We start from the raw sequence: 23,588 nt of genomic DNA, 5'->3' as shown, positions 1-23,588 counted from the left end.
CTCATCAACCAGCACGAAACCACATGCTACCCAAAAACATTACAAAGTGATGCTGGAGTACTAGGGCGGTTGTCTTCAATCGGGCGAAGACACCCAGTTCGATCCACTCGTTGCGGTGGTTGCGGATCGTGCTCGCTGAGCACGTGTTGTCAGCAATGCCCTGATAGGAGCAGCCGAACCGCAGTACCTGCAGCAGTTTGTCGAACACGATCCGGTCCGGGATGCGACGGCGGTGACAGCTCAGCGGATGGATCGGATCGAACTCGGGACGGTCAGGCAATCGATTCCGGCCAAAGGCGCGCCGGAATGGCGGAAAGTGCGGTTCTACGCCGAGGTGAGGTAGTCGGCGCCGCCGACGTATACGGTGTGCCCGTTTTCGGCCGGAGTGCTGGTGGCGTCGGCGACCGCGGTGGCGAACTCCTCGACGGTCGGCAGGGGGCCGTGCTCGGCGCGGGCGGCGACGGCCTCGGGGTCTCGGCGCTGCAGCAGCCGGACGATGATGGTGCCGTCGACCATATCGCCCGACACCACTGTGAAACCGATACCGCGCGAATCGAATTCGGGGATCAGGACGCGCAGCGCGTCCTCACCGGCCCGCTTGCTCTCCGCGATCGGCTCGTAGGCCTCCGGCACCGGCTTGCGGCCGTGGAAGTGCGCCTGGTGACTGGTGACGAAGACGATGCGGCCACCGGCGGGCATGTGCGGCAACGCCAGTCGCGCCAGTCGCACCTGCGCATCCCGGTTGATCGCCATCGGGTAGTCCGGTGCGGCGCCATGCTCGAGCCCGCCGGAGGCGTTGAGCACCAACACATCCAGGCGCCCGAAGTCGTTCGCCACCCGTTCGATGAACGCCCGCGCCGACGCCTCGTCGGACACGTCCGCCCCGCCGATCGACGCGCTGCCACCGGATTCGATGATCTCGTCGGCGAGATTCCTTGCGCGCCTGTGCTTCTCGCGATAGTTGAGCACCACGTGATCGCCGCGTGCCGCCAGCACACGCGCCGTCTGCGCGCCGATGCCGCGAGACGCCCCGGTCACCACGACGATTCGCTGCGAACCCACCATGCACTCCCCACTCGATTGCTTCTATTTCAGAATCACTATGGTGGTTCGAAATGAGAAGCGCAAGACGGACCGGGGCGGCGCGCCCGGCGGACCCGCCGACCTACGCGGTGATGGACCTGCTCGGCCAGCGCTGGATGCTGCGCGTGCTGTGGGAGTTGGAGCCGGGCCCGCTCGGCTTCCTGGAACTGCGCCGCCGCATGGACAACTGCTCGTCGAGCATGCTGTCGCTGCGCCTGCAGCACCTGCAGGCCGCCGGGCTGGCGACGAAACGCCCCGACAAGGCACACGAGCTGACCCCGGCCGGTCGTGAACTCGCCGAGGCCCTGCATCCGGTCTGGGAATGGTCGCAGAGCGGCGATGCAGCGAACTGAGTGACCTTGTCCCGGCATGCAAGCAGCCTTACTTCCCCGGCATGCAAGCCCTATTTCTTCCCCGGCATGCTCTTGGCCGGGGACGTTGCGCGCGCCGCGTGCGAAACCGGCGCGGATGGGTCATCATCCGGTCGGACCGACGGATAACGTCGGCGACGGTGAACTGGCTGGACGATGTGCGGAGTGCGGATGACGGGTAGGCGTGCGGGCCGCGGACGGCTCGCCGGTGTGACGGTGGTGACGGCGGTGCTGGCGATCGCGGGCTGCGGGTCGGATTCCGGCGGCCCCGCGCCGGTCGGCCAGTCGCCCGCGGCGAACCCGGCCCCGGAGGTGATCGACTGCCCGTTCGGCAAACCCGCCGTGCGACCGCCGACGCTCATCCTCGCCTGCGCCGACCTGGGCCTGCGGGTCGAGCGGATCGCGTGGACCTCGTGGGGGCCCGACAAGGCCGAGGGCGACGGCATCCAGCACCGCAACACGTGCGACCCGAACTGCGCCGCCGGGCACTTCGTCACCGAGCCGGTCCGCATCGTCCTGACGGATCTGGTGGAGCCGGGGCACGTCTTCACCCGGGCGACGACCATCAACGCCAAGGGTGAGAAGCTCAGCCGCCCGATGACCAAGCGCTGAAGTCCGCTCGGACACCGGGCTCTAGGTGTAACTCTCAGTCGCAGTTATATGTACACTGTTGCTACGTTCGTGAAGCAACGGCAACGACTGCCGGGACGGAACACACCAGGAGTACCGATGAAGCTACTTCCCTTTCGGGCGCGCCAGGAGCCGATCGATCCCGGCGAAGTGGCTCTGCAGGCCCGGAACGTGCAGTTCGATTGGCGCGACACCCCGCTGCACTGGATGGCGGCCGAGCCCATCGCCTCACATCTGATCAACGCGCTGAATCTGCTGCTCCCCGAGGGTGAGCGCATGTTCTGCCAGACGTTCTCCGAGGCGCTGCCGCTGGTCAAGGACGAGAAGCTGCGCGAGCAGATGCTCGGCTTCATCGGTCAGGAGTCGATGCATGCCGAGACCCACAACGGTGTGCTGGACGAGGTGCTGACGGCGCACGGAATCGATGTCGAGCCCTATGTGCGGCAGATGGAGTTCCTGTTCCGCAAGACGCTCGGACCGCGCGAGGGGCGCGACGCCCGCGCGGAGTTCCAGGCGCTGGTGGAGCGCCTCGGCTTCATCGCCACCCTCGAACATTTCTTCGCCTACCTCGGCGACTGGGTGCTCAACGCCGACCTCGAGCAGTTCGACGCCGATCCGAATACCCTCGACCTGTTCCGCTGGCACGGCGCCGAGGAGGTCGAGCACCGCTTCGTCGCCTATGAGGTCGCCGAATACTTCGACGTGGGCTATCTGCGGCGTTGCGCGCTGATGCTGGTGGTGTTCCCCATCTTCATCTCCCTGGTACTGCGCGGGACGAAATACCTTGTGCGGCAGGATCCGTCGCTTCCGGATATGCGTTACCCCCGGCTCGTGCTGAAGGTCTTCGGCTCGATGTGGCGCGGCGCGCTGCCGGGCGTGCCCTCGCTGCTGCGGAGCGCGCTGACGGTGTTGCGGCCCGGGTACACCCCGGAAGCGGTGGGTTCGACCGCCCAGGCCGTGGCCTATCTGGCCAAGTCACCGGCCGCGCGGGCGATGGCCTCGTGACCACTCGGCGGCCCGTGCCCGCGCGGCCCCCGGACGATCTGTACGGAAAGCGGCGGCCGGACCGGGCGATCCGGGTGTTCCACACCCTGGCAGAGTCCCGGCTGCGCTGGACGACGCTGGTCAATCGCAAGAAACCGGCCGGACACGTGGACGACCGGCGGCAGTCCCTCATGGTGGTCGAGCGTCGCGTGGAGGCGCACGACACCGACGTGATCAGTCTGCAGCTCATCGCCCCTGACGGCCGCGAGCTACCGGCGTGGCGGCCCGGCGCGCACTTGGACCTCGAGCTGCCCTCGGGCAGGCTCCGCCAGTACTCGCTGTGCGGGGATCCGGCCGACCGGCACAGCTACCGCATCGCGGTGCGACGCGTCCCCGACGGGGGCGGCGGCTCCCTGGAGGTGCACGAGGCCCTGCCGACCGGCAGCCGGGTGACCGTCCGCGGGCCGCGCAACGCCTTCCCGTTCGTGCTGCCCGGGCACGGATCCGACGCCGCCCGAGTGCATTTCGTGGCCGGTGGCATCGGCATCACCCCGATCCTGCCGATGGTGCGGATGGCGCACCGGCTCGGTGTCGACTGGTCGATGGTGTACGCGGGGCGAAGCCGCGACACCGTCCCGTTCCTCGACGAGATCGAGAGTTTCGGTGGCCGCGTGACCGTGCGCACCGACGACGAGCACGGACTGCCCACGGCCGCGGACCTGCTCCCCGACCCCGGGCCCGACACCGCGGTGTACTGCTGCGGCCCGGTGCCGATGACCAGCGCCGTCGCCGCCGCCGTGCGCGATCTGCCCGGTGTGGAGCTGCACTCCGAACGGTTCTCCGCGCCGCCCGTGGTCGACGGCGCGCCCTTCGAGGTCGAACTGGCCCGCACCGGCGAGGTGGTCGAGGTGGCGGCGGACCGGTCGGCCCTGGCGGAAGTGCTGAAGGTTCGTCCCGACGTGGCGTATTCGTGCAGGCAGGGGTTCTGCCGCACGTGTAAGGTACGGGTTCTGTCTGGGACAGTAGAACATCGGGATGCCGTGCTCACCCCGGACGAGCGGGCCGACGGCGAGATGCTGATCTGCGTATCCCGCTGCGCCGGTGAACGTTTGGTGCTGGACCTCTAGGGCCCTGCTCTCGACAGCCCGCTACCCGCACGAAGAAGTGCCGAAGGAGAACATCGTGACCGAACAGAGTCCAGTCCCGGACGTGGAGCGGATCGTCCGCAGCGGCGAATTCGAGCTCGCCGTCTACGAATACGGCGAGCCGGATGCCGACACCGTGGTGCTGGTCCACGGCTGGCCCGACGACCATCACCTGTGGGATCGGGTGATCCCGTTGCTGGCGAAGCGGTTTCACGTCGTCGCCTACGACACCCGCGGGCACGGCCGGTCCACCCGTACGCGGCGCACCGAGGACTATCGCCTGGATCGGTTCGCGGCGGACTTCTTCGCCGTCGCCGAGGCGGTCAGCCCCGGCAAGCCCGTCCATGTGCTCGCCCACGACTGGGGTTCGGTGCAGATGTGGGAGGCGGTGTGCGAGCCGGAGGCCGAGGCGCGGATCGCCTCGTTCACCTCGGTGTCGGGACCCAACCTCGATCACATGGGAAAGTGGATGCGCAGCAGGCTCTCTCGCGGCGCCGCCTGGGGGCCGTTCACGCAGCTGCTGTCTTCCGGCTACACCTTCTTGTTCATGGCGCCGGGCGTGCCGCGCGTGCTGCTGCGGCCGCTGTCGGCGGAGGCGGTGTGGCAGCGTTTCGTCGGGCTGATGAACGAGACCGCCCCGGAGAACGTGAAATTGGGTCCGACCTTCCGGGAGGACTTCTTCGACGGGATGCGGATCTATCGCGCCAATATCCTGCAGCGCCTGCTGAACGCCCGCGAGCGCCGCACCGAGGTGCCGGTGCAGCTGATCATCGCGCGCCGCGACGTGGCGGTCCGCCCGGCGGGCTACGACGATTCGAAGAAATGGACCGCGCGGCTGTGGCGGCGCGAGGTCGGCGGCGGCCACTGGCTGCCCTTCTCCCACCCGGAGCTGCTGGCGACGGCCACGAGCGAACTCGTCGATTCGATCGGCGGCGGCGCGGCGCCGCGTGCACTGCGGCGGGCCGAGGTGGGCCGCGAGCGGCGGCCCTTCGAGGACCAACTGGTGGTGATCACCGGCGGCGGCAGCGGGATCGGCCGCGAGACCGCAATGGAGTTCGCGCGCCGCGGCGCCGAGTTGGTGCTGTCGGATATCAATCTGGACGCGGCCAAGGAGACCGCCGAACTCGTCACGGCCGCAGGGGGTGTCGCGCACGCCTACGGGCTGGACGTGTCCGACGAGTCCGCTGTGGCCGAGCACGCCGGTGCCGTGATCGCCGCGCACGGGGTCCCCGACGTCCTGGTGAACAACGCGGGTATCGGGCAGGCGGGCGACTTCTTCGCTACCAGCTCGAGCGAATTCGACCGAGTGCTGCGGGTCAACCTGGGCGGTGTGATCAACGGCTGCCGCACCTTCGGCGCCGCCATGGCCGCGCGCGGGCTGGGCGGGCATATCGTGAATCTGTCGAGTATGGCCGCATACACACCGCAGCGCGGGTTCAGCGCGTACTCGACCAGCAAGTCGGCGGTGTTCATGTTCTCCGACTGTCTGCGCGCGGAACTGGCGGGACAGGGCATCGCCGTCCACACCATCTGCCCCGGCATCGTGCACACCAATATCGTGGCCACGACCAAGTTCTCGGGCGTCTCCGCCGAGGAGGAGGCCCGCAAGCAGGCCCGGTACGACAATCTCTACCGGATGCGCCGGTACGGCCCGGAGAAGGTCGCCACGCGGATCGTGCGCGCGGTGGAGCGCGATCGCGCGGTGGTTCCGGTGACCCCGGAGGCGCATCTGCAGTACCACTTCAACCGCCTGGCCCCCGCCGTGGCCCGGTTCTTCGCCGCCCGCGTCAAGCTGACGTAGGTACCTGCCCTCCAACCAAATGTTAAGGGGCCCTTTAGGGTCGGTCCGCTAGGGTCCCTGGCATGGAGATTGTGACAACGCTGGTGGTCATCGCCCTGTTCTGCGTGAGCCTCGTGGTCATAGTGCGGGCGGCCAACCAGCCCGCGCGTCGCCGAAATCGTTGGGGCCACGGAAGTTCCGGTAGCGCCGGAGTCAGCTACTACGGCGCCGACCTGTCGGGTGGGTCCGACTCCGGCAGCGGCGATTCCGGTGGGGGTGGCGGTGATTCCGGCGGGGGCGGAGGCGGCGGCTGTGGTGGCGGTGGGGGTTGCGGCGGTGGTGGCGGAGGCGGCGGCTCCTGATCGAGGGTCAGCGGGAAGTCGCTGTGCGCAAAGACGATTCGATGGTGTCGACGCGTTTGCTCGGGATTCCCCACGGCCGTTCGACACCCACCCGGGCGTCGAGATCCCACAGCACGCACTCCTCACCGGGCCGGGCCACCATCGACCAGGCGACCACGGTGCGGCCGAGCTGGGTGGCCATCGAGTCGCCGGAACCGCCGCCGTCGCCCTCCGGAAAGTGGTGCAGAAAGCGGCCGTAGGCGGCCTGGCAGAAGCGGGCATACCGGCTGGTGCACAGGATCAGCCCGTGCCAGGCCTCGTCGACCGCGTGCGACGGCATCCCGATCACCTGATCGTCGCGCATGGCCGCACCGCAGCACCGCAACCATTGGCGCAACCCGGTCTCCACCAGCTCGCGCGGTTGCCACGGGCAGGTCTTGAACACCGCGTCCGGCAACTGCAGATCATCGACCGCCCGGTGCGTTCGGGCGGGACCTACGCGGCGAAACCGTTGTAACAGCACGGTTCCCAGTATGGCCTCCGGACTACGGCGTGGAGGCCGGAGTGGGGGAGGAGTCCTCGCCCGACCCCCGCGTCGCCCGGAGGCTGGTCAAGGTCACCACCACGAGCACCACCACGATCACGCCCAGCGAGGCGACGGTCGGGATCTCCGGCAGCCCCTCCCAGATCTCGTGCGCCCAGTGCAGCACCAGCTTGATGCCGATGAAGGCCAGGATCACCGCCAGCCCGTAGGCCAGATGCACCAGGCGCGACAGCGCCGCCTGCAGCACGAAGTACAGCGCGCGCAGGCCCAGCAGCGCGAAGGCGTTGGTGGCGAACACCAGGTAGGGGTCGCCGGTCACGCCGTACACCGCGGGCACCGAGTCGACCGCGAACACCACATCGGTGGCCATCACGGCCGTCACCACCAGCGCCAGCGGCGTCAGGGCGCGCTTGCCCGCCTCGCGGACCGTCATCTTGGTGCCGTGGTAGTCGTCGGTGACCGGCATCAGCTTGCGCATCAGCCGCACCGAGCGCATGCGCGAGATGTCGACCTCTTGGTCGTGCCCGCCGATCGCGTCCTTCAGCAGCTTCGCGGCCGTGACCAGCAGGATCGCGCCGAACAGCAGGAATGCCCAGTCCAGCGAGGCCAGCGCGGCCGCGCCCAGGGCGATGAAGATGCCGCGCAGCACCAGCGCGCCGACGATGCCGAACAGCAGCACCCGCTGCGCCAGCGCCGCCGGGACCGCGAAGGCCGCCAGCAGCAGCATGAATACGAAGAGGTTGTCGACCGACAGCGACTTCTCCAGCAGATATCCGGTGAAGAATTCGGTCGCGGGCGTGCCGCCGTAGGCGGCCCAGACGCCGAGGCCGAACAGGACCGGGAGCGCCAGGTAGAAGATCGTCCACCCGACCGCCTCCCGCATCGAGACCTCGTGCGGCTTGCGGGTGACGACGAAGTCGAGGGCGAGCAGCGCCAGCACTCCGGCGATGGTCACGGCCCACAGCCACGGCGAGCCGATGGACTCGATGGCGGGGGCTGCGAGAATGGTCGGGCTGGGGCTCACATGGTCTCCTCGGGCATAGTGGAACACCCGAGGTCTCCTTCACCCGACTCGGGTGGTCACCCGGGGATTCCGATGGCGGAATCCGTACTGACCGGCATGACGCTTGGGAAGTACTCCCCTCGGCGACCAGGGTAGCGAAGTTTTTGCTCGATCACCAATCGGCGCCCCGGTCGGCACGGCGCGGACATCACCCCTTGACCTAAACCATTCTTCAGGTATGAGGCTGGGGGCCTCACCCATGAGAGCGAAGGGACGTGTCGAGGATGCGAGTGATGGAAGCGAAGGCGTTCGGCGGGCCGGATGTGCTGGTGCCGAGCGAGGCGCCGGACCCGGTTGCCGGGCCCGGCGAGGTCGTGATCGACGTGGCCGCGGCGGACGTCATGTTTCTCGATGCCCGATTGCGTGCCGGGTGGGGCACCGACTTCTTCCCGCTGCAGGTGCCCTACGTGCCGGGCGGCGCGGTCGCCGGTGTGGTGTCGGCGGTGGGGGACGGCGTCGATCCGGGATGGGTCGGCAAACGGGTGGCAAGTTCGACGGCCGCCAGTGCGATCGGTGGCGGGCTCCCGATCGGCGGCTATGCGGAGCGGGCGCGGGCGAAGGCGCGGACGCTGGCCGAACTGCCCGCCGGGCTGGACGCGGTGACCGCGGCCGCGCTGGTGCACGACGGGACGACGGCGATGGCGGTGGCGGGCCTCGCCGACCTGCGTCCGGGGCGGACGGTGCTGATCACCGCGGCCGGTGGCGGGGTCGGCACGCTGCTCACCCAGTTGGCCCGGACGAGCGGGGCGCGGGTGATCGGCGCCGCGCACGGTGCGGCGAAGCTCGCTCTGGCGCGCCGACTGGGCGCCGCCGAGGTCGTGGACTACGAGGAGCCCGGATGGGCCGACCAGGTGCTCGAACTCAGCGGCGGGGCCGGGGTGGACGTGGTGCTCGATGGCGCGGGCGGGGAGATCGGCCGGAATGCGCTCGGCTCCACGGCGTCCGGGGGTCGCTTCCTCGGATACGGCAACGCCGCAGGCGGATTCGCGGAGCTGGATACCGAATACGCCGCCGGGCAGGGCATCACGGTGCTCGGCCTGATGGATATCACGGCCTCCGACGCCGACTGGGACGCGCTCGGGGCGCGGGCGTTGGCCCTGGCGGCCGAGGGGAGCTTGGAAGTGATTGTCGGCCAGACCTTCCCGCTGGATCGGGCGGCCGAGGCGCATGCCGTCATCGAGGCGCGGCAGGCCGTGGGCCGCACGATCCTGACCGTGTGACGCCTAGGCCGGGTGCCGCCACGATGGGGCGCCCGGCCGGACGGGGCTACCGCGGGCTCAATACGACTACGGCGATCGGCCGCCGGGTCTTGTTCTGGTACTGGGTATATCGGCCCGCATTGACCTTGTCGACCAGCGTCCATCGGCGCGTGTAGTCCGGATCGTCCGGGTAGGTCGCCCGCGCGGTCACGGGGACCCGCCGCCTGCCCACCTGGATTTCGCAGTCGGGCTTCGCCTTCAGATTCGCCAGCCACCCAGGCGGCCGCGGTGAACCGCCGTTGGACGCGGTTACCAGATAGTCCTTGCCGTCCCGCGCGTAGGTCAGCGCGCTGGTGCGCGGCTGCCCCGTCTTGCGGCCCACCGTCCGCAGCAGCAGCGTCGGATTCCCGAACAGCAACCGGTGCCCGACCAGCCCGCCGGACCTCTCATAGAGCCACTGATGCCCGCGCAGCACGTTCGCGAACAGATCCGCCATGCCGATCCTCCCGTCCGGTCGCCCCCGCCCCAACCCTATCCGGCGATCCGACTAGGTGCAGACACCCCCAACCCGGTACCATGCATCACGCCCGCGCACATGCGCTGCGGTCGGGGGACGGTAGCTCAGTCGGTTAGAGCCGCGGACTCATAATCCGTTGGTCGTGGGTTCGAGCCCCACCCGTCCCACTCACAGTCCCGATGCTCAGTAGGTGGGCCAGTTGCCCGGGGTCATGAGTTCGAGGAGGTGGCCGTCGGGGTCGCGGAAATAGATGCTGCGGCCGCCGCGGGCCCAACCTGTGCGGCCCTCGATCGGGATGTTGTATTCGCCGAGGTGGGTTTCCCACTCGGTGAGTTGGTCCTCGGTGACCGCGAAGCAGACGTGTAGGCGGCCGCTGCCGTCGTGCGGCGGGATCTCGCCGTGCGGGAGGCCGGGGCCGCCGGGCAGCACCTTCTTCTCCAGCGATCCGCCGCGCTGGAACAGGAGCAGGACATTGTCGCCGCCCACGTCGTAGGCGCACAGGACGTCCGAGTCGAGCATGGGCTCGAGCTGCAGGACCCCGCCGTAGAACTTTCGTGCGCGATCGAGGTCGTCGACGTACAGCGCGGACTCGATGATGCGGTCGAGCTTCGGCATTGCGTTCTCTTCCTTCGAATGTCTCTGACGATCGCATTCTGAAACCTCGAGCCGGCTCGAGGTCAAGGAGCGAGACCGGTTGCCGCCGAAGATCACACACGGCGGCGGGCGCTATCCGGCGGCGGACTTCGCCGCCGGTCCATGGGCCGCCAGTACGAACCGCAGCTCGCCGCGGCGCGCGACCGAGAGCTTGCGGTAGACCTTGGTCAGGTGCTGCTCGACCGTGCTGGTGGTGATGTCGAGGGTGTCGGCGATCTCGCGATTGCGCTTTCCCAGCGCGGCCAGATCGGCCACCCGCCGCTCGGCCGGGCTCAGCGCGTCCACACGGCTGGGTGCCACGCGAACCGGCGGCGGCGCCACGGGCGCGGGCGGGGTGCGGTCGCCGCGCAGCCGCCGCACCAGCGCTCCGGAACCGCACGATTCGGCCAGCCGGACCGCCTCCCGCAGCAGTGGCCGGGCCTTGTCGGCGTCGCCGATCGAGCGGTGCGCGCGGCCGAGATCGGTGAGGGCCGTGGCCAATTCGAGTTCGTCGGCGCCCGCCCGGGCCACCGCGACGGCGCGGCGCAGCAGCGGCACCCGCCGGTGCGCGTCGCCCGTCGCCGCCAGTATCCGCAGCGATACGCCGCCGCTGCGGTGCCGGTCCGGCCCACCGATGAGTTCCAGGTGCATGGTGGCGAACGCCTGTGCCTTGCGCTGGTCGCCGAGGCACAGGTGGGCCGCGGCCATATCGTTGCGCCACGGCACCAGCCACGCGAAGTCCAGGTTCCACTGCCGCATCAGCGCGCCGCACTGCCGGAAGTGCCGCAGGCCCTGATCGGGTTGTCCGACCGCCAGGCAGTGGTGCCCGTAGGCGTGCAGATAGGGCAGGGCGAAACGCGATTCGAACATCGACCGCGGCACCGGGCGGCGCAGCTGGGCCGCGGCCTCGGTGTGCTTGCCCTGGGCGGTGAGCGCGCGCACCAGTACCGCGATCGGACGACCGGCCCACACTCCCAGATGCTCGGCGGGCACGAGATTCAAAGCCAGCGTGGCGTTTTCGGCGGCCGCGGTCAGATTGCCGCGGCGCAGCAGGGTCTCCGCGCGCAGGGCGGCGAAGAGGGAGCGCCAGGTCGGCGCGTGCCGGGCCTCGGCCTCGGCCAGCAGCGAGGTGCACCACGCGTCGGCGGTATCGAGGCGGTCGGTGTGGATGAGACAGTCGACGGCGGCCACCAGCGCCTCGACGGTGTCGGGGCCGAGCCGGTGACACGCCAGGATGCGCTGCGCCGCCACGGCGATCTCGGCCGGTGGGTGCTGCACGGTGAGCGCGGAGAGCAGGTCGGCAGCCTGCCGGTACGGCGACTCCCGGTCGACCGCGCCCGCCGCGATCCGGGCCCGGTCGGCGAACAGCCGGCGGTTCCGCTCCAGATGCGTCGGATGCGTGTATCGCAGCCAGGCGCACAGGAAGTCGACGTGCGGGCTGAAGGTGAGGGTCCCCGCCGGGCCGCGCTCCAGCCGGGCCAGCGCGTGATCGGCGTGCTGCACATAGCCGTGCCACAGCATGTGCATTACCGCCGTCGGCAGTTCGGCGTAGGGAACGCGGCCGGTGTACAACGCCGCCTTGAGGCGGCCGAAATTGCGTGTCCGCGTGGACGGATTGACCCGCCACTCGACCGAGACCAGCCGGGCGGCGATGGCCGCGCGTCCGCCCGCCCGCCGGCTGGCGCGATAGGCCAGCTCCAGCCGCTGTGCGGCACAGTCGATCTCGTCGTCGGCCAGGGCCTGGTCGGCGGCGGCCACCAGTACCTGCGCCGCCCACGAGGTGCGGGCGTCACCGGCGGCGACCAGCTGCGTGGCCACCACCGAGCACGGAAAACCGTTGCGGTGCAGCAGTTCCGCGGCCCGGCGGTGTAGCTCGCGACGCTGTTCGGCGGGCACGTCACGCAGGATGCGCGCCGCGATCGCGGGATGGGCGAAGCGTTCCTGTGCCGCCCATCCCACCTCGGTGAAATCCGCCACCACGCGGCGAATTCGTTCCGGATCGGTATCCACCAGAGCGGCCGCGAGCGGCACGCTGGCCACGCTGCCCAGCACCGCCATCGCGGAGGCCACCCGCAGCCGCTCCGGATCGCCGCCGCGCAACAGCGTGCTGAGTGTCTGATCCCCGTCCGCTCGTCGTGGTCGCGCGGAAACCTGCTCGCGCGGACCGGCGACGATCGATGTCCGGGTGCGGTCCCGAGCGACCGACCACTGCATACTCAGTCCCTTCATCGATCGGATGTGCCCGACTGAAGGGAGTGCGGCCCAAATGTGGGCGCGATAGTACTGGGGAGCGGCATCGTTGCGGCGGTGGATGTCGGTGACATCCGGATTCAGCCGGTGCACGGTTCTCGGCGGCCGCCGGGGCGCTTCCCACTACTACCTGCCGGCGGCGGCCTGCCGCGTGAATTATGCTACACGTCACTGTGTTTGGTATGCAGCGCGACGGCGCTGCCAGCCGGTTCGAGCGGTTGCGGCCGGTGCGCCAGGCAGGCCGCGGAACTGTCGTCGGCGGCCAGGAACAGCACCGCTCGCGCGGAGTCGAGCAGGCCCGCGTCCGCGGCGCTCAGATAGGCGTGCACGGGCGCCGCGGTGTAGGGATCGCCGATCGCGGGGTCGACTCCGGCCACCGACATCGACGGCACACCCAGCCGATATGCCAGTTGCTCACGGAAGCCGGGGGTCGGAGCCGGTGCCAGCAGCACGACGCTGCCGGTGCCGAAGTCACCGCGGTCCAGGCCCTCGGCCGCCAGGCATTCCCGCACCGCCTCGATGGCGTATGCCAGGGGCTCGCCCGCGCCGGTCCGCACCGACAGCGCCGAGCGGCCCGAGGTGCCCGCGGCGGCCAAATTCACCCAGGCGGTCGGTTCGGCCGCGCCGGTTGTCTGCGTGGCGTGCAGTTGGCCGAACCCGCCCGCGCCGGAGGAGCGCAGGAGGACGGCGGCGCCGCCCGCGGCGTACGGGAAGTCCTCCACGGCCCGCTCGGTCGACGGATGGGTGTCACCGGCCACGATCAGCGCGTACTCCAGCTCGCCGGGGGCGAGGAAGCAGTGCGCGACCGTCAGGGCGTGGATCACGCCGGTGGCGCCGTGCAGGAGGTCGAACGAGAAGGCCGGGATCCGCCCGGTGTGGTACTCCAGCCCGATCCCCAGCCGCTGCTGCAGCAGCGCGGCGACGGCGGGCTCGGAGATATTGCTGTCGCGGAAGACCCCGGCGTTGATCACCACGCCGATGCGGTCGGGGGAGACCCCCGCCCGTTCCATGCAGGCGCGCCCGGCGCGGGTGGCCAGCTCGAAGTAGCTGCCCGTATCGGCGTCGGTGCACACGGCCGCGGAAACGATTGCGGTACTCATGAACTCAAGCCTCCAAGCGGGAGATGGTGGCGGCGAGATGACCGGATACGATGCCCGACGCCTCGGGTACCAGCAGCACCTTGGAACCGCGCGGAATCCGTTGCTGGGCAAGGTGTTCGTGCAGTACGAGGAAGTGCGAGGTGGAGGCGGTGTTGCCGTACTCCTCCAACACGTTGAGCGCCTGCGGCATCGGTGTTCCGAAGTGCTGTTCGGCGAGCTGACTGATGTACTCGATGGCCGGGCCGCTGAACTGGTGATGGATCCAGTAGTCGTACTTCTCGCTCTCCCAGGTCCGCCCGGTCTCCGTCATGAAGTCCGACATGCGGTCGAGCGCCTGCTGATAGCGGCGTTCGCTGGCCAGTTGGCGGTTGTCGGTGTACATGGCGATGCCGGTGGTCTTCTCGCTGGGCATGCCGATGCAGAACTCGGCGCCGTAGGCGGCGGTATTCAGCTCGACATAGTGAATTTCGTCGTTGTCGTCGCCGCGGTCGTCCACGACCACCGCCACGGCCGCGTCGCCGACGGTCAGCGCGGCGAACTGCGGGTCGTAGGGCTGGCTGATCTCGCGGGCGGCGGTGTCGGCGATGGGGGTGATCTGCTCGCCGCTGACGATCAGACCGTTGCGCACGACTCCGGCCTTGATCATCCGGTCGAGCACCAGCACGCCGGTGATCATGCCCGCGCAGGCGTTCGACAGGTCGAAGTGCAGTGCCTTGGCGGCGCCGATGGCGTTGCCCAGCATGAGCGCGAAAGCCGGTGCGAAGCAATGGGTGTCGGGTTCGCGGAAGCGGGTGATCGACACCGAGATCACGACGTCGATCTCGTCGGCACTGTAGTCGGAGTGGCGCAGGCAATCGTCGATCGCTCGCAACGCCATCGCGAACGACGATTCGTAGTCGTCGGGATCGGAATTGTGCACGCGGCGATTCTTGATGCCGGTAATGCGCTCCAGATCCAGCGATCTGGGCACGGACAGACTGGAGATCACGTCTTCGGTGGAGCGCACGGTGCTGGGTGTGTACGCGCCCAGCGATTCGAAACGAGTACGCATGGCCCCCTACTCTCAGGATTGTTTTGCGAATGCAGTCGAATTCTGGTGCGGCCGAGGGTATGCGGGAAGAATTTCCGATACCGCGCCGTCGTTGTCCAGTAGCGCCGATGCCGAGCCCGAGATTACCAGGCAGTAGTCGGATACCGGTGGGCCGGCGAAGCCTCGAATCACGGCTGTAACAGTCAGTTCTCCTGTTCCGCCACCCAGAAGGGCGGTGTCACCTGCGGTTTCGGGATAATGAGCGAAGAGTTGCGAATAGGGGTTCATAGGGGTTGCGGCGAACATGTTTCGGTACCGCGAGACACATGTAATTCATTGCTTCACAAAGGTTTTGGCCGGTTCTGCGGTAGCGGTCTAGTGCGCTGTGCGGTAGCCTCGTCGGTACCGTTTCTCGCATTCCGCGACAATTCCAGGGGGTCAGTGTGCCGTATTCCGTATTCACCATTCCCGCACGCGTGAAACGTGTGCGCGTGAGGAAAACGCCGAGCGCGAACCGGAACGAGGTGCCGAGGTGACCACCGCGACTTATTGGCGGGCACTCGACCGATTCCGCGAAGTCGTTGCCGCGCAACCGAATCGGGAGGCGGTGATCTATCCCTGGGGGCGCACTGCGGCGGGCCTGCCGGACTATCGACAGCTGACCTACGCCGAGCTCGACGACTGGTCCGACGCGATCGCCGAGCGGTTCACCACCGCCGGGGTGGGGCACGGCACCCGTACCATCGTGCTGGTCACGCCGGGTCCCGAGCTGTATGCCGTGCTGTACGGGCTGTTCAAGATCGGCGCGGTGCCGGTGGTGATCGATCCCGGGATGGGCCTGCGCAAGATGCTGCGCTGCCTGCAGGCCGCCGATGCCGAGGCGTTCGTGGGAGTGCCACAGGCGCAGGCGGTGCGAATCGTCTTCCGCGCCTACTTCCGCAGGGTGCGAGTCGCGGTGACCGTCGGCAGCCGTTGGTTCTGGCGTGGGCCGTCGCTGGCGGACTGGGGACGCAAACCCGTTGCGGCGGTTCCGCGCCGGGAACCGGCCCCGGATTCCGATCCCCTGCTGATCGCCTACACCACCGGCAGCACCGGTCCCGCGAAGGCGGTCGTGCTCACCCACGGGAACATCAGCGCCATGATCGATCAGGTCGACGCCGCTCGCGAGCGGGTCGCGCCGGGCACGTCGCTGATCACGGCGCCGGTCGCGGGGATCCTCGAACTGCTGCTCGGATCCCGATGCGTGCTGCCGCCGCTGATTCCCTCGCAGGTCGGGTCCACCGATCCGGCGCACGTGGTGGATGCGGTGAACCGGTTCGGGGTGCGCACCATGTTCGCCTCACCCGCCGTGCTGATTCCGCTGCTGCGCCATGTCGAGGCGAAGGCGGTGGAGTTGCCGACCTTGCAGAGCATCTATTCCGGCGGTGCGCCGGTGCCGGATTGGTGCATCGCCGGGCTGCGGCGGGTGCTGCCGGAACAGGCGCGCGTCTACGCCGGTTACGGCGCGACCGAGGCGCTGCCGATGTCGACCGTCGAATCGCGGGAGCTGCTCGGCGGTCTCGTCGAGCGCGCCCATCGGGGCGCCGGGTTCTGCGTGGGCCGTCCCGCCCAGGACGTGCGGGCGCGCATCGTCGCGATCACCGACGACCCGCTGCCCACCTGGTCGGATGTCATTGCCCGCGAGGCGGATCTGGTCGCCTCCCGCGGCATCGGCGAGCTGGTGGTGTCCGGGCCGAATGTGAGCACCCACTACTTCTGGCCCGAATCGGCCAATGCGACAGGCAAGATCGCCGACGACGACGTGGTCTGGCACCGCACCGGCGACTTGGCCTGGATCGACGAGCAGGATCGGATCTGGTTCTGCGGGCGCAAGAGTCAGCGCTTGGTGACTCCCGACGGCCCTTTGTTCACCGTGCAGGTCGAGCAGGTGTTCAACACCATTGCGGGAGTAGCGCGCACGGCGCTGGTCGGCGTGGGCCCGCGAGGCGCACAGCGCCCGGTGCTGTGCGTGGAGCTCGAGCCGGGCGCCGACCGCGAGGCCGTCGATACCGAATTACGCTCCCGCCGTTCAGAGTTCGATGTGGCCGCGCCGGTCACCGAATTCCTTTTCCATCCGGGATTCCCGGTCGATATCCGGCACAACGCGAAGATCGGCCGCGAGAAGCTGGCGGTCTGGGCCGGTCGGCAATCACGGAAGCGAGCGAAGGCATGAAAGTCGTTGTGCTGCGCGCCGTCCCGATACTCGGTTGGCTGTATCTGCTGGTGGGTCTGGTGGTCGCGCTGACCGGGCGGGCTCCCGCGAGCCGGACGCTGCGCGCGCTGTGGTGGGCCGACATGCTGCTGAGCACCGTCGGGCATGCGGCGCAGATTCCGATCGCACTCGCCGCCGACGAACTCGCGAGCCGCCCCCGTGCCGAAACGGTCGCGATGACACAGATTTTCGGGTTGACCTGGTGGCGGACGCAGCCGGGACGCGGATTTCAGGAGGTGTGATGAAGGCACTGGTGACCGGAGCGTCCGGATTCCTGGGCGGCGCCCTGGTGCGGCGGCTGATGCGCGACGGCGAGTACGAGGTGTCGATCCTGGTGCGGCCCACCAGCAATCTGCGCGACTTGGGCGCGGCGGCGGACAAGGTCGAGATCGTCACCGGCGACCTGGCGGACGCGGCGTCGCTGGAACGGGCGGCGTCCGGCGTGGATGTCGTATTCCACAGTGCCGCACGGGTGGACGAGCGCGGTACCCGGGATCAGTTCTGGACGGAGAACGTTCGCGCGACCGAGCGGTTGCTGGGCGCGGCGCGCGACGGCGGGGCCTCGCGGTTCGTCTTCGTCTCCAGCCCGAGCGCGCTGATGGACCGCGACGGCGGCGACCAGATCGACATCGACGAGTCGGTGCCGTATCCGCGCCGCTACCTCAACCACTACTGCGAGACCAAGGCGGCGGCCGAACGTCTGGTGCTGGCCGCGAACGCGCCCGGATTCAGTACCTGCGCGCTGCGGCCGCGCGCGATCTGGGGTGCGGGCGACCGGTCCGGGCCGATCGTGCGACTGCTCGACCGCGCCGCCGCGGGATCGCTGCCGGACCTGTCGTTCGGCCGCGACGTGTACGCCTCGCTGTGCCATGTCGACAATATCGTCGATGCCTGCGTCAAGGCCGCGGCCTCGGAAAACGTCGGCGGCAAGCCGTATTTCATCGCCGATGCCGAACGCACGAACGTCTGGGATTTCCTCACGCAGGTGACCACCGAACTCGGCTATCGGTCGCCGTCGCGGCGGCTGAATCCGCGGCTGGTGCACCTGATCGTCGCGGTGATCGAGCTGCTGCGGCGCATCCCGTTCGTCGCCGCCCGCTGGTCGCCACCGCTCTCGCGCTACACGGTGGCAGTGATGACCCGCACCGGAACATACGACATCGGCGCGGCGACAAGGGATTTCGGGTACGAGCCGATCATCGATCGGGACACGGGGATGCGCCGACTGCGGGCGTGGATGCGTAGCGCCGATATGACAAGCGGGGTGGTCGGATGAACCCACCCGCTGCCATCCTCCGCACGCTTTGGCGGGGGCCTCGCTGACCGCCCGGAAACGCCTCGGCCCCATGGAATCGGGGCCCGTATACCATCCTTGTGTGACGTGCGGTACCGGTTAGTATGAGTAGCAGTACCGTGCTCGGGGTATGTCGGTGTTGACGGTCCTCGTGACCGGAAACGCAGTACAGCACCGCTACTCAACGAGGAGAGCGTCCCGATGCCGGTGTTCGATTTTCACGGCGTGCCGATCGCGTACGATCACGCCGGGTCGGGTGATCCGATCCTGTTTCTGCACAATATCGGCGGTGATCGCACCATCTGGACACCGCAGTTCCGGGCCTTGCAACGCACCCATCATGTCTACGCGCTGGACCTGATGGGCTATGGCGACTCCGGCCTGCCCGATTCCGGATATACCGTCGACAACTATCTGCGCCTGGTCTCGGACTTCGTGGCGACCCGCGGCCTGCACGATGTCACGCTGGTCGGGCACTGTTTCGGCAGCGCGCTGTCGCTGCTGTACGCCCGCCGCAACCCGCAGCGGGTGCGCGCGCTCGTGCTCAGCAGCCCGCTGACGGCCGCCACCCTGCGTCCCACCTCCACCGGCCGGACCGCCCGCCTCGCCCGGCACCTGCCGCTGGACACGCTGGCGGGCGCCACCCGGCTGCCCGGAATCGCCGCCGCCTGGCTGGTGCGCGAGCAACTGGGACCGCGCGGGCGGCGCGAGGGTTCGGAAACCGTCGCCGGGCTGCGGAAACGCTGGACCGAACCGCGCCGCCTGCTGCCCGCTGCCGCCATCGCCCGGGACCTGCTGCGCCTGGCCGAACTCGACCGCTTCCGTCCCGGGCCGACGTTCCCCCCGATCACGACTGTCTGGGGCGAGAAGAACCGCATCCTGTCCGCGGCCGCCGGGGCCCGCCTCAACGCCACCCTGAACCCGGTTCAGGCCGTTACCGTCCCGGGGTGCGGCCACCTGGTGATGCTCGAATCGCCCGAAACGGTCACCGCCGCGATCCGAACGGCGTCGGCGCCTGCCCTCGCCAGCTGACGGCCGGGTCCGCGCCGCGAGTGCAGGTTCGCGAAGTTTCAGGGGCGAATAGGGGTCAATCCCGATAGCGGGAGCCCGGTGGCGGGCGCGATGCTGAGAGGCAGATCTCGGCGCCGCGAGCCGACACCGAGATCCCGCGACGGAAGGCACGTGCAATGGCGCACGCGTCGGCGGACCGAGGCGCACAGCGGCGTGCGACGGGCAGCCGATCAACCGGCCGTCGCCTCCGCAGACCATGCGACGCTCGAGCCGAGCGGCGTGATCGAACGTCGCGGTCTCAGCGCCCGGCGCCACGCGGAAGGAACCATCGCGCAGCGCGCGGGCGGTGCGCCTGAGGGATGCGAGTAGGCAAGGGGCGCCGGCCGGATCGGCTCAGATGCGGGCGCCCTTTCCGCGGTTGCAGGCGCGGCAGAGGATCTGCAGGTTGGCGGGGCTGGTGGCGCCGCCGCGGCTGAGCGGGATGATGTGATCGAACTCCAGGGAGTGGGTGGCGCCGCAGTCGGCGCAGGTGCCGCCGTCGCGCTGCCACACCTCGGCCTTGATCTCCGGTGGGATGGAGCGGCGGTCGCGTCGGCCGGGCGCGAGCGCCAGCCGTTTGGCGACGCGCAGGGCGCCCTCCAGGGCTGCGGCGACGAAATCCGGGTCGGTGACCTCGAATTCGGCCCCGCCGCGCGCCGAAGTCGCCGCGAGGACGACCATGCCGTCGGCCGCGGTCACGGAAACGATGCGTGACCAGGGCAGTTCGATGCCCGCCCCGGGCCCGACGAAGCGCAGCTTCTTGTTCGAGCAGATCAGTCGCCCGGCGGTGGCCTTCGGGCCGCGCGCCAGGTGCCGCACGCGGGTGGCGGAGATGTCCATGTGGACTCGCTCCTCGGAGTCCAGGTGCAGGTCGGTGGTCCGCACCGTGGGCAGATCCCCGGCGCGCAGCCGCGACAGGGTCCGCCCGCGCTGCAGGCGGCGGCGCAGGTCCTCGACCAGCGGGCCCGTGAGCGTCAGCGCCCGCGCCGTCGCCTCGAAGTCGTCCAGATCGCCGGGGCCGATCTCGCCGTCGGCGAAGGCGGCCAGTCGTTCCAGGTAGGCCAGGCCCGGCGCGCGGAGTGCGGCGCGGCCGGTGTCGACGTCGATGCGGCGGAAGCGCAGGGCGGTCCACAGTTCGTCCCAGGCCCGCCCGTGCGGACCGTCGCCGGTCAGCACCCGCCAGGCACGGGCGCGCCAGCCGGTCAGGTACTGCTCGATCTCGGCGGCACATGCCCGGCAGGGCGCGGGCGCGCCGAGCACCCGCCAGCCGCGGCGGCGGCCGCAGCGGACGCAGATCCGCGAATTCGGTGACACTACCGGCACGGTCGTATCCGTCCAGGTGCCGCCGTCCCACCAGCGCAGCACGGTCGGGTCCGCGGGGTCCGTATGCCAGTCCGCGCGGCCGGGATCCGCCGGTGCGGCCCGAATGTCGCCGACGCGCTCATCGATTGTGCTGCGGCGCAGGGAGATCCGGCGATCCGTGCCCTCGATCGGCACGCCGCGCTCGGCGAACAGCTCGGCGAGCCCCGGTTGGACTACGCCGGCCGCACGAAACCACCAGCGACCGTCCCGGCGGCAGAATTCCGCGAACACCATCGCCCGGCCCGGAGCCGGGACCGAAGCGTCGCCTCGCGCTGTCGAAGTTGCGACAGCGCCTCCTGGTGCCGGAGGTCCGATGGCGCTGTCCACGTCGGTACGGGCCACCAGCCCCGTGGCGTCTTCGACGCTCAATACCAACCCCGGGACGTGGGCCAGGTCGCCGTCCTCGATGGAGCCGGTCACCAGGATGCGGGCGATTTCCGGCTCGGTCCGCGGCAGCGAGACCGATAGCCGCGCCGTGCCCGGCGGCGGCTCCTGGTCCAGCGTCACCGCCTGCGACGGATGCCGGGGTGCGTTGAAGAACACCGCGTCGCGAGCCGACCGGACTCGGCCGTCCTCGGACAGGAGCAGGGCGTGCACGTCCACCACCTGCGTCGACCGCCAGGACAGCAGTACGCTCAGCAGGGCGGTGGGTACCGGCGTGAGACCGGTTTCGGCGCGATTCATGGTGATCGGAACTATGCCAGCCGACCCTGACACGAACGCTCCACCCGAGCTGTCGACCAGGCGCGGCAATGCGGGGCGGGTAGGCGCGAGCGCCGCTATGCCTGCGCGACCGCCGAATTCGACCGGGCGGCCTCGGTGACCGCGCGCAGGGACGCGGCGGCCTTGAGCACCATCTCGTGGTACTCCTCCTCCGCGTCGGAGTCGAGCACGATCGCGCCGCCCGCGCCGGTCTGCCAGCGGCCGCCGTGCCGGACCGCGGTGCGGATGACGATGTTCAGGTCGGCGGTGCCGCCGAGACCGAGGAAGCCTATGGCGCCCGAATACACCCCGCGCGCTTCGGTTTCCAGGGCGTCGATGATCTCCATGGTGCGCAGCTTGGGCGCTCCGGTCATCGAGCCGCCGGGGAAACACGCACGCACGCAGTCGATCACGTCGATCTCGGGGCGCAGCCGTCCGCGCACCGTCGACACCAGCTGATGCATCGTCGTATAGCTCTCGGCGGCCATCAATTTCGGCACGTGGACGCTGCCGATCTCGCAGACGCGGCCGAGATCGTTGCGCAGCAGGTCCACGATCATCAGGTTCTCGGCGCGCGCCTTCGGGTCCAGTTCCAGTGCGCGGCGCAGGTTTTCGTCCGCGGCGGGGGTGCTGCCGCGCGGCGCGGTGCCCTTGATCGGCTTGCTCTCCACCATCCGGGTGCGATTCACCTTCAGGAACCGCTCCGGGGACGAGCACGCGATCTCGACGTCGCCGAGCCGCAGGAACGCGGAGTAGGGAGCCGGATTGCTCCGGCGCAGTGTGCGATACACCGTCAGCCCGTCGCTGTCGGCACCGACCACGACAGTGTCGGTGAGGTTGACCTCGTAGGTTTCCCCCGCGCGCAGCTGGGTTCCGATCTCGGCGATATCGGCCAGGTAGCGGCGCCGGCCCCGGGTGAGCCCGGCCGCGACCCCCCGTTCGTCGGTGGGCAGGTCCAGCGGCTCCGGTTTCGTCCAGCCGGGCAGGGACGCCACGACCGCGCGGGTTCGATCGAGCCAATCCTGTCCCGCCGCGCGGTTTTCCGGATCGGTGAGGGTGAGGAGATGGGTCCGTTCCGCGACATGGTCGACGACGATCAGCCGGTCGGCGAATATCCACTGCGCGTCCGGCGTGGCCGCCCGGTGCCCCGGCGCGGCACCGCAGTCCGCCTTGACCTCGTAGCCCAGATACCCGACGTAGCCACCGGTGAAATCGAAAGGGACATCGGGGATTCGGAGCCGCCGACGGCGCAGCCGGCGGGCCAGGTAGTCGAGCACGGTGCCCGGCGCGGTGTGGCGGCCGGTGCGGGCCTCGACGCGAACCTGGCCGTCGCCCACCCGATACCGCACCACCTCCGCCAGGGGGCCGGACGCATCGCCCAGGTAGGAGAATCGATCCAACCCCGGTTCCACGTGCGCGCTGTCCAGCCAGAACGCATGCTCGGATCCCTCGTACAACCGCAGAAACGCGGCCTCGGTATCCACCGCCCGCTCCACGACCGCATGCAGGACGGTCAGCTCACCCTCCGAGCGCTCCGGCGGCGGCACCGCCCGAGGGCGTTCCGCTGCTCGCCGCTGATGACCGGCGAAGTCGGACGTAATGCTCGACCCGGAACCGTGGCGAATGGTGTATTCCCTGGTCAACCGGGCGAAATTGCGCATGATCGCCGCGCCGTGCTCGCTCGAGATCGACTCCGGGTGGAACTGCACGCCCCACTGCGGCCGGTCGCGGTGCCGCACTCCCATCACCACACCGTCGGGCGCGGTCGCGGTGATCTCGAGGGCCTCGGGCAACGGCTGCGCGGCGCACAGCGAGTGGTAGCGGACCGCGGTGAATTCCCGGGGCAGTCCGGCGAACAGACCGCCCCCGTTATGCCCGATCCGGTCGGGATAGCCGTGTCGCGGAGTGGGCGCGGTGGTGATCGCCCCGCCCGCGGCCAGCACGATGCCCTGATGCCCCAGGCACACCCCGAGCAATGGCAGGTCGGCGTCCTCGATCAACTGCCGGGAGATGCCGAAATCCCGTGGCACGTCCGGGCGTCCGGGGCCGGGGGAGACGACGATGCTGTCGAAGTGCTCCAGCGCCGGGACGTCGGTCTCGTCGTTGCGCACGACCACCGGCTCGACCCCGTTCACCTCGGCGATCAGCTGGTAGAGGTTGTAGGTGAACGAGTCGTAGTTGTCGATGAGCAGCGTGCGGATCGGCTCGGGGCGGTCACCGGTCTCGCGCAGGCTCCCGCCGGTGCGGGAGCGGGTCGTG

At 69.6% G+C, this 23,588-nt stretch carries 21 protein-coding genes, 1 tRNA gene and 1 pseudogene; 12 read left to right on the top strand and 11 right to left on the bottom strand.

All coding sequences use genetic code 11. The features are described 5' to 3' along the window. Window positions 1-61: 61 nt before the first annotated feature. Together ACYVLQ_RS16000 and ACYVLQ_RS15995 are read right to left on the bottom strand one after the other, a co-directional pair. Window positions 62-280: pseudogene (locus ACYVLQ_RS16000) on the bottom strand (transposase); the annotation flags it as partial. Window positions 281-324: 44 nt separating this feature from the next. Beyond that, entirely contained in the window at window positions 325-1,062 is a 738-nt protein-coding gene (locus ACYVLQ_RS15995) for an SDR family oxidoreductase (protein WP_460698246.1), read from the bottom strand. 53 nt (window positions 1,063-1,115) lie between these two features. Between ACYVLQ_RS15995 and ACYVLQ_RS15990 the strand changes: the two genes are divergently transcribed. The 6 genes from ACYVLQ_RS15990 to ACYVLQ_RS15965 all read left to right on the top strand — a co-directional run bounded on the left by ACYVLQ_RS15990 (window position 1,116) and on the right by ACYVLQ_RS15965 (window position 6,355). Next, window positions 1,116-1,436 (top strand): winged helix-turn-helix transcriptional regulator, encoded by a 321-nt coding sequence (locus tag ACYVLQ_RS15990; protein WP_460698245.1) that lies wholly within the window; start codon window positions 1,116-1,118, stop codon window positions 1,434-1,436. Window positions 1,437-1,625: 189 nt separating this feature from the next. Beyond that, entirely contained in the window at window positions 1,626-2,066 is a 441-nt protein-coding gene (locus ACYVLQ_RS15985) for a hypothetical protein (protein WP_460698244.1), read from the top strand. A 117-nt stretch (window positions 2,067-2,183) separates the two neighbouring features. Next, the gene (locus ACYVLQ_RS15980) at window positions 2,184-3,089 is read left to right on the top strand and encodes a metal-dependent hydrolase (RefSeq protein ID WP_460698243.1); all 906 of its coding nucleotides are present in this window, start codon (window positions 2,184-2,186) and stop codon (window positions 3,087-3,089) included. Then, a complete protein-coding gene (locus tag ACYVLQ_RS15975) occupies window positions 3,086-4,195 on the top strand; it encodes a PDR/VanB family oxidoreductase (RefSeq protein WP_460698242.1) in 1,110 nt (369 codons plus the stop codon). Before ACYVLQ_RS15980 ends, ACYVLQ_RS15975 begins: the two co-directional genes overlap by 4 nt. Before the next feature lie 55 nt (window positions 4,196-4,250). Then, complete coding sequence (locus tag ACYVLQ_RS15970; RefSeq protein WP_460698241.1) at window positions 4,251-6,014, top strand: SDR family oxidoreductase; 1,764 nt, start codon at window positions 4,251-4,253, stop codon at window positions 6,012-6,014. Between the two features lie 62 nt (window positions 6,015-6,076). Beyond that, window positions 6,077-6,355 (top strand): hypothetical protein, encoded by a 279-nt coding sequence (locus tag ACYVLQ_RS15965; RefSeq protein WP_460698240.1) that lies wholly within the window; start codon window positions 6,077-6,079, stop codon window positions 6,353-6,355. Window positions 6,356-6,362: 7 nt separating this feature from the next. On the opposite strand, the gene ACYVLQ_RS15960 is transcribed toward ACYVLQ_RS15965, so the two are convergent. Continuing rightward, the gene (locus ACYVLQ_RS15960; protein WP_460698239.1) at window positions 6,363-6,857 is read right to left on the bottom strand and encodes a glycine-rich domain-containing protein; all 495 of its coding nucleotides are present in this window, start codon (window positions 6,855-6,857) and stop codon (window positions 6,363-6,365) included. 22 nt (window positions 6,858-6,879) lie between these two features. Continuing rightward, window positions 6,880-7,902, bottom strand: a complete 1,023-nt coding sequence (locus ACYVLQ_RS15955; RefSeq protein ID WP_460698238.1) for a TerC/Alx family metal homeostasis membrane protein — start codon at window positions 7,900-7,902, stop codon at window positions 6,880-6,882. A 272-nt stretch (window positions 7,903-8,174) separates the two neighbouring features. Between ACYVLQ_RS15955 and ACYVLQ_RS15950 the strand changes: the two genes are divergently transcribed. After that, a complete protein-coding gene (locus ACYVLQ_RS15950; protein ID WP_460698237.1) occupies window positions 8,175-9,161 on the top strand; it encodes a zinc-binding dehydrogenase in 987 nt (328 codons plus the stop codon). Window positions 9,162-9,207: 46 nt separating this feature from the next. Here ACYVLQ_RS15950 and ACYVLQ_RS15945 read toward each other — a convergent pair whose 3' ends face one another. Next, window positions 9,208-9,636: a nitroreductase family deazaflavin-dependent oxidoreductase gene (locus ACYVLQ_RS15945; RefSeq protein ID WP_460698236.1), complete on the bottom strand. Its 429-nt coding sequence runs from the start codon at window positions 9,634-9,636 to the stop codon at window positions 9,208-9,210. 114 nt (window positions 9,637-9,750) lie between these two features. On the opposite strand from ACYVLQ_RS15945, the gene ACYVLQ_RS15940 reads away from it, so the two are divergent. Continuing rightward, a tRNA-Ile gene (locus ACYVLQ_RS15940) sits at window positions 9,751-9,824 on the top strand. Window positions 9,825-9,840: 16 nt separating this feature from the next. Here ACYVLQ_RS15940 and ACYVLQ_RS15935 read toward each other — a convergent pair. The 4 genes from ACYVLQ_RS15935 to ACYVLQ_RS15920 form a co-directional block, all read right to left on the bottom strand. Next, window positions 9,841-10,272, bottom strand: coding sequence for a VOC family protein (locus ACYVLQ_RS15935; protein WP_460698235.1), 432 nt, complete (start codon window positions 10,270-10,272; stop codon window positions 9,841-9,843). Between the two features lie 111 nt (window positions 10,273-10,383). Beyond that, complete coding sequence (locus tag ACYVLQ_RS15930; RefSeq protein WP_460698234.1) at window positions 10,384-12,519, bottom strand: helix-turn-helix transcriptional regulator; 2,136 nt, start codon at window positions 12,517-12,519, stop codon at window positions 10,384-10,386. Between the two features lie 182 nt (window positions 12,520-12,701). Beyond that, complete coding sequence (locus ACYVLQ_RS15925; RefSeq protein ID WP_460698233.1) at window positions 12,702-13,640, bottom strand: hypothetical protein; 939 nt, start codon at window positions 13,638-13,640, stop codon at window positions 12,702-12,704. A gap of 4 nt (window positions 13,641-13,644) precedes the next feature. Further along, window positions 13,645-14,691: a 3-oxoacyl-ACP synthase III family protein gene (locus ACYVLQ_RS15920; protein WP_460698232.1), complete on the bottom strand. Its 1,047-nt coding sequence runs from the start codon at window positions 14,689-14,691 to the stop codon at window positions 13,645-13,647. Between the two features lie 511 nt (window positions 14,692-15,202). Here ACYVLQ_RS15920 and ACYVLQ_RS15915 point away from each other — a divergent pair. From ACYVLQ_RS15915 to ACYVLQ_RS15900, 4 genes are all read left to right on the top strand, one after another. Next, window positions 15,203-16,882: a fatty acid CoA ligase family protein gene (locus ACYVLQ_RS15915; RefSeq protein WP_460698231.1), complete on the top strand. Its 1,680-nt coding sequence runs from the start codon at window positions 15,203-15,205 to the stop codon at window positions 16,880-16,882. Next, the gene (locus ACYVLQ_RS15910; protein ID WP_460698230.1) at window positions 16,879-17,163 is read left to right on the top strand and encodes a hypothetical protein; all 285 of its coding nucleotides are present in this window, start codon (window positions 16,879-16,881) and stop codon (window positions 17,161-17,163) included. The genes ACYVLQ_RS15915 and ACYVLQ_RS15910 overlap by 4 nt, the downstream gene beginning before the upstream one ends. Further along, entirely contained in the window at window positions 17,163-18,197 is a 1,035-nt protein-coding gene (locus ACYVLQ_RS15905; protein WP_460698229.1) for an NAD-dependent epimerase/dehydratase family protein, read from the top strand. Before ACYVLQ_RS15910 ends, ACYVLQ_RS15905 begins: the two co-directional genes overlap by 1 nt. Before the next feature lie 219 nt (window positions 18,198-18,416). Further along, window positions 18,417-19,247, top strand: coding sequence for an alpha/beta fold hydrolase (locus ACYVLQ_RS15900; protein ID WP_460698228.1), 831 nt, complete (start codon window positions 18,417-18,419; stop codon window positions 19,245-19,247). A gap of 372 nt (window positions 19,248-19,619) precedes the next feature. Here ACYVLQ_RS15900 and ACYVLQ_RS15895 read toward each other — a convergent pair whose 3' ends face one another. Both ACYVLQ_RS15895 and pabB read right to left on the bottom strand, forming a co-directional pair. Further along, on the bottom strand, window positions 19,620-21,311 hold the full coding sequence (locus tag ACYVLQ_RS15895) for a TerD family protein (protein WP_460698227.1): 1,692 nt from the start codon (window positions 21,309-21,311) through the stop codon (window positions 19,620-19,622). A gap of 95 nt (window positions 21,312-21,406) precedes the next feature. Further along, complete coding sequence (pabB, locus tag ACYVLQ_RS15890) at window positions 21,407-23,530, bottom strand: aminodeoxychorismate synthase component I (RefSeq protein ID WP_460698272.1); 2,124 nt, start codon at window positions 23,528-23,530, stop codon at window positions 21,407-21,409. Between the last annotated feature and the right edge of the window lie 58 nt (window positions 23,531-23,588).

Source organism: Nocardia thraciensis (assembly GCF_054782435.1).
Note: the sequence above shows the minus strand (reverse complement) of the source record. Positions and strands in the feature narration are given on the sequence as shown.